General features: G+C 65.3%; 6 protein-coding genes and 1 CRISPR repeat array. Of the genes, 2 read left to right on the top strand and 4 right to left on the bottom strand.

The window, feature by feature from the left end:
• Positions 1 to 4 precede the first annotated feature (4 nt).
• A CRISPR array of direct repeats spans positions 5 to 704; the repeat unit is 29 nt; unit sequence GTGTTCCCCGCGCCCGCGGGGATGAACCG.
• 364 nt (positions 705 to 1,068) lie between these two features.
• The gene (locus A39O_RS0105270; protein WP_020503649.1) at positions 1,069 to 2,310 is read right to left on the bottom strand and encodes an AAA family ATPase; all 1,242 of its coding nucleotides are present in this window, start codon (positions 2,308 to 2,310) and stop codon (positions 1,069 to 1,071) included.
• Between the two features lie 6 nt (positions 2,311 to 2,316).
• Positions 2,317 to 2,562 (bottom strand): CopG family antitoxin, encoded by a 246-nt coding sequence (locus A39O_RS0105265; RefSeq protein ID WP_040527213.1) that lies wholly within the window; start codon positions 2,560 to 2,562, stop codon positions 2,317 to 2,319.
• 5 nt (positions 2,563 to 2,567) lie between these two features.
• On the opposite strand from A39O_RS0105265, the gene A39O_RS32110 reads away from it, so the two are divergent.
• Positions 2,568 to 3,692 (top strand): pyruvate kinase, encoded by a 1,125-nt coding sequence (locus A39O_RS32110; protein ID WP_020503647.1) that lies wholly within the window; start codon positions 2,568 to 2,570, stop codon positions 3,690 to 3,692.
• A gap of 42 nt (positions 3,693 to 3,734) precedes the next feature.
• Here the strand turns inward: A39O_RS32110 and A39O_RS0105255 are convergent, their stop codons facing one another.
• On the bottom strand, positions 3,735 to 4,208 hold the full coding sequence (locus A39O_RS0105255) for a DUF3368 domain-containing protein (protein ID WP_020503646.1): 474 nt from the start codon (positions 4,206 to 4,208) through the stop codon (positions 3,735 to 3,737).
• A complete protein-coding gene (locus A39O_RS0105250) occupies positions 4,205 to 4,471 on the bottom strand; it encodes a UPF0175 family protein (protein ID WP_020503645.1) in 267 nt (88 codons plus the stop codon). The genes A39O_RS0105255 and A39O_RS0105250 overlap by 4 nt, the downstream gene beginning before the upstream one ends.
• A 412-nt stretch (positions 4,472 to 4,883) precedes the next feature.
• Between A39O_RS0105250 and A39O_RS0105245 the strand changes: the two genes are divergently transcribed.
• Positions 4,884 to 5,115: IS3 family transposase (locus A39O_RS0105245; RefSeq protein WP_020503644.1), on the top strand; the 232-nt coding region annotated here is incomplete at its 3' end.

The following is a 5,115-nucleotide window of genomic DNA, read 5'->3' as shown; positions in this document are numbered from 1 at the left end:
GGAAGTGTTCCCCGCGCCCGCGGGGATGAACCGTACAACCATGATTGCTGTCTCCCGGATCGCCCGTGTTCCCCGCGCCCGCGGGGATGAACCGGTTTGTCGGCTCAGCAGTGGGTGAGGGAGAAAGTGTTCCCCGCGCCCGCGGGGATGAACCGGTGCCCAGGTGGGCCGCGTGCTGCTGCACCGCGTGTTCCCCGCGCCCGCGGGGATGAACCGCCCGGCGGGACAGCATGAGTCAGCGGGTGAAGGTGTTCCCCGCGCCCGCGGGGATGAACCGCTGATATTGAGGAAACGTGATGCCTGAGAAAGGTGTTCCCCGCGCCCGCGGGGATGAACCGACCGCATCTGCGACTCAGAATGGAGACAAATCGTGTTCAAGGCGCCCGCGGGGATGAACCGCTCACCGCCGCCGCCGCCGTTCCGCAAGAAACGTGTTCACCGCGCCCGCGGGGATGAACCGGCCAGCGGCCCCGGGTGGCAGACCAGGGTGAAGTGTTCCCCGCGCCCGCGGGGATGAACCGTTGTTTTATTCAGGAAGTGCAGGAACTTATTAGTGTTCCCCGCGCCCGCGGGGATGAACCGTCGCTCGACAGGCTGCTCGTGCCCCGCTGGAGGTGTTCCCCGCGCTCGCGGGGATGAACCGACATCACCGAGCGGTTGACGTTGTTCCAGGGTGTGTGCCTTGCGCCCGCGGAGATGCACCGCAAACCCACTCGAAAAAAGCGCCATCGCCCGGTGTTCCTCGGGCCCGCGATCGTCATGAGGGCCGCCAATCGCCCGCACAAGCACCTTACGCTAGGCCGCCTTTAGCAGTGCTTCCGATCGGACTTTGATCCGGCCAAGGCTGGTAAAGCTAAGCACTGCTCGTAGTCGTGATCGACCGGCCAAGGCCGCCCGTGGTCTCTGTGGGCTGCGCGGAGCGGGCTCTCATGTTTGCAGCAGTCGCAGGTCTTGTCAGCCACAACGGTTAGCACCTCCTGGTCGTCGTGCTCAGCCGTCTGCGGGGAGCGCTCCGACTACCCAGGCGGCGCATTGCGCATGGCGACCGCGGTTTGCCGAGTCGCCGCATCAATCCTCCCAGTCCATCAGCCCCCGCGCCCGGATCAGCGCGGGGTCGAGGTCTCCCCACTTGGCCTGGATCTCGGCGAAAAGGACCTCGGCTTGCTCCCGCAACCCCTGGTCGATGGCGTCATGGAGCGCGCGGAGCCTCGCTTGGCCCACGGCGTCGCGGTCATTGGTACCCATCAGATCGCGCAGGATCGCGTTGCTGTCCCGACCCTCGACGAACACGCCGTATTCTTGGACCTTCCCGTCGACTAAATGGCGGACCTGGCGGTTTTCCGCGCTGCTCAGCACCTGCGGTGAGTGTGTCGTCACGATGAACTGGAGCCGGGGGAAGACCTCTCTCAGCCCGTCAAGCACCACCCGCTGCCAGCGCGGGTGCAGGTGCAGGTCGATCTCGTCGATCAGGACGACGCCCTCCAGCAGCGCCGGGGCCTCGGCGCCATCCCGTTCGTTCAGGATCACCGCGCGGCGGGCAATGTCGGCCACCAGCGCGAGATACACATGAAATCCGTCGGACAGATCTCGCCAGGGAACGACATGCCCATTCTCGAACCGTACCACGGGGCTGCGCTCGCGCGGGTCGTACCAGGACCGGGTCACCCCCGGCGTGGCCCTCGCGACCGTATCCATGACAGCCCTGGCAAGTGCCCGCTCCGGCTCGCCCTGTTGCCGGCGGACCGTATCGGCCAGCACTTCTTCAAGCAGCCAGGTCAGCAAGGCCGAGTCGTCCAGGGCGGCGTTCAGGCTGCCTGCGTACCCCTCCCAGCGGTCGGGAGGACTGGCGGTCGGTCTGGTCGATGCCTTGCCACGCCCCATCCGATCCATGCCATAGAAGGCAAACAGGGGCCAGCGCGCGCCGGGCCGACGAACCTGCTCCATCGCGTCGACCAGGTCCCCATGGTGGATATCCGGCGCGCGGTTTGAGGCGGGATTCACGATGCTGATCCAGTTCACGCCCGCAGCAGCGCCCACATCGGCGGTCCAGATGAGAGTGCAGGGGCCGGCCGGCTCACGCCGGCCGCGCGCGTCGAGCGTGATCTGGCGCGGATCGCGCCGCGGATCGAGCTTGAGACCGCGGGGCGTGCCCGATTGGAAGGGGGTCAGCCCGGCCGCCAGCGCCGTCAGCACCGCGGTCTTGCCGCCACCGTTCTCGGCAAACAGCACCGTGAGGTCGGGTTCGAGGTGCAGGTCGAGCGCCTCGAAGCACCGATACTGCTTCAGGTGGAGTTGGGTGAAGCGGAACATGGTCGCCTAGCCGGCGTCCAGCCGCTCGTGAATCCACCTGGATACAAGGGCTGTTTCGGGGGTGTGCACCTGACGCGCCCTTGCGCGAAGTGCGGCCAGGTCCGCGGCGGGAAGAATGACCGACAACGGTTCAGCGCGTTGAAACACCGGCTCGGTCACCTCGATGAGTGCGTCCTCGAAATCGGTGACGTCATGCGTCTGCCAGAACTCCGCCAGTGCCTTGATGGAGTCCGTCTCGGGTAGCTTGTTCATCGTCTTTGCCATTAGAAACTCAGCGAGTCAAGGTATTCAAGTCCGGCCCCCAGCGGCTGCGCGAGCACACCCAGGCCCTGCTCGGGCCTGATCCCCAGGGCCGCCTCGCGCGCATCATGGTCAGCATGCCGAGTGAGACGGCGACCGATGCCCAACTCGTCCAGAACCTGGTCGAGGCCGGAATGGACGTGATGCGTATCAACTGTGCCCACGATGGCCCCGCGGAGTGGGCGGCGATGGTCGACAATCTGCGCCGCGCCGAACAGACGTTAGGGTGGAGTTGCCGGGTCGCCATGGATCTGGCCGGTCCCAGGCTGCGCACCGGAACCTTGCGGGCGAGCGGCCGGGTGCAGCGGCTCGCCCCGCAGCGCGATTGCTTCGGTCGGCTGGCGCGGCCGGGACGGGTGTGGCTGACCCCCGCCGAGGCGGTCGCGCCGACGCCTGCGGACCTGCGTCTACGGCTGCAGATCAGCGGCGGGCTGTTCGGTCGCATCGCCGTGGGCGACGCGCTCGACTTCATCGACGCCCGCGGCCAGGCGCATTGCCTGCAGGTGCGCGAGGCGCGGGGTGCTTCCTGGGTGGCCGAGATCGAGCAGACGGCCTATGTGGAGGAGGCCACCAGCGTCACGGCCCGCCGCGGCGGCGAATCCGTCGGCACCGGCGCCTTCATCAATGTGCCCGAAATCATCCTGCCGATTGCACTGGCGGTCGGCGATCCGCTCGTCCTGACCCGCGTTGATGCACCCGGCCAGGGTGCCGAGCGCGCTGCGGATGGCACCATTGTGACCCCCGCCCAGGTCCATTGCACCCTCGCGGCCGCCTTCGAGTGCGCCCGTCCCGGGCACGCGGTCTGGTTCGACGATGGCAAGATCGGCGGGGTGGTCGCCGCCAACGATGGCGAGCGGATCACCGTCACCATCACCCGGACCGGACCCAAAGGGGCCAAGCTGCGCGCCGAGAAGGGCGTCATGGCCGAGTGCGCCATGCTCAACAAAGGACCCAAGATCGTCGAGACCGTGCGCTTTCTCGCCGACATCATCGACCGCATGGATGAGCATTACAGCAAACAGCGCGCCACCCTGCGGCGCCTGGCGGTGGCCGATCTGGAGGACTTGAAGGGCGGCAATTGAATTGAACCTGGACCGTTAGCTGAGCCTGGCCCTTTTACCCGGCTATTCCTCCCCTGCTAGCATGCAAAGCCGTTGTACCAACCTGGGGTGGTAATAAATTCCATTGCTCTGCATCTGCACCACGGCCTGGTGAAATGATGGAAGCAATCCCATTTCGCGCGCCTTAAGCAATATGCCGAGTGTGCCGACCACGGGTAGGCCGAGCAATTCCGCCATATTGCGTCCGATGCGCTCATCGATGATCACGCGCTCCGCGCCGAGCTTGCTTGCCATCGCCAGGGTGTCACGCTCGCCGCGGTCCAGGCTGAGCAATAGGCCGGGCAGCGTCGCCTCGTCGGCAGCGACAATCCGCGTCCAGGGTAGCGCCCGCAGTTCCGGCACGGGAATCGGGCCACCCGCGGCGCATTCCGCTACCACCGATTCCGTTAGATGGATGGTGCCGAACAGGCACGGTAGCAGATCGAGTAGGCCGATGCCGGCCAGGGCGATCAGCGGCGTGGTATTGCAGAAGATCACGACGGCCCATCCAGCAGCGAGGTCTCCCGCGCGAGATCATCAAAGCTGTCTTCCAACAAGACCGCACCGGACTCCATGGCGCGCAACAGGAAGGTCACGCGCGGCATGCCGAGCCAGGCTGCGGCGGTGCCCGAGGATAGCCGTCCCTCCCGGAACAGTGTAATCGCCGCTTGCTGCTTCATGAAGCCAGCCAGTCCTTCTGCGTTCATGTGCAGGGAGACCAGGATTTCCGCGGGACAGTCGATCGCAATGGTCTGGTTCATCGATTCCTCCGGGGTGTTCAGCGCAATCCGGGAAACAGGGCCGCGGGACTATGGCCCGCCGAGTCTAAGACAGGCACATCGGCGGCTAGAGGCTAGCTCTTGCTCTCGTGCCGGGGCTCTGCCCCGGCATGCCGTCTTGGCGGCCCCGCCGCCTATGTTTGCCTCGCGTTGACGCCTTGATCCGGCAGCAGAGCCGCTAAGAGGGCTCGTCACCTGAAGACATACCGCCGAGGTAGACGCGCGGTCTTGTCTCGGCGCTTGCGCAATAGTTAGGGCATTCTTTAGGATAGCACTTCGACAAAAGGTTCTTTGTCTGCTATTGCGGTTTGTATCTTTTTGTCGAGTAGTATAGTGGACCCTGAAAACCGGACAGTAATTTAAGCTCGCGTCGAACCAAAAGGGGCATATCATAATGGGCGAAGCGAAGCGCAAGACGTACACGGCATCCTTCAAGGCCAAAGTCGGCCTGGAGGCGATCCGCGGGGTCAAAACGACGAACGAGATCGGACAGGAGCATGGAGTCCATCCGGTCCAGGTGGGGCAGTGGAAAAAGGAGATCCTGGAGCAGGCCGGGACGCTGTTTGAAACCAAGCGTGGACGTCAGAAAGTGGACGATCAGGCTGGGCCGGAACGTCTCTACAGCG

It is taken from the genome of Lamprocystis purpurea DSM 4197 (assembly GCF_000379525.1).
Classification (GTDB): domain Bacteria; phylum Pseudomonadota; class Gammaproteobacteria; order Chromatiales; family Chromatiaceae; genus Thiodictyon; species Thiodictyon purpureum.
This window is presented reverse-complemented; position numbering and strand designations above follow the sequence as displayed.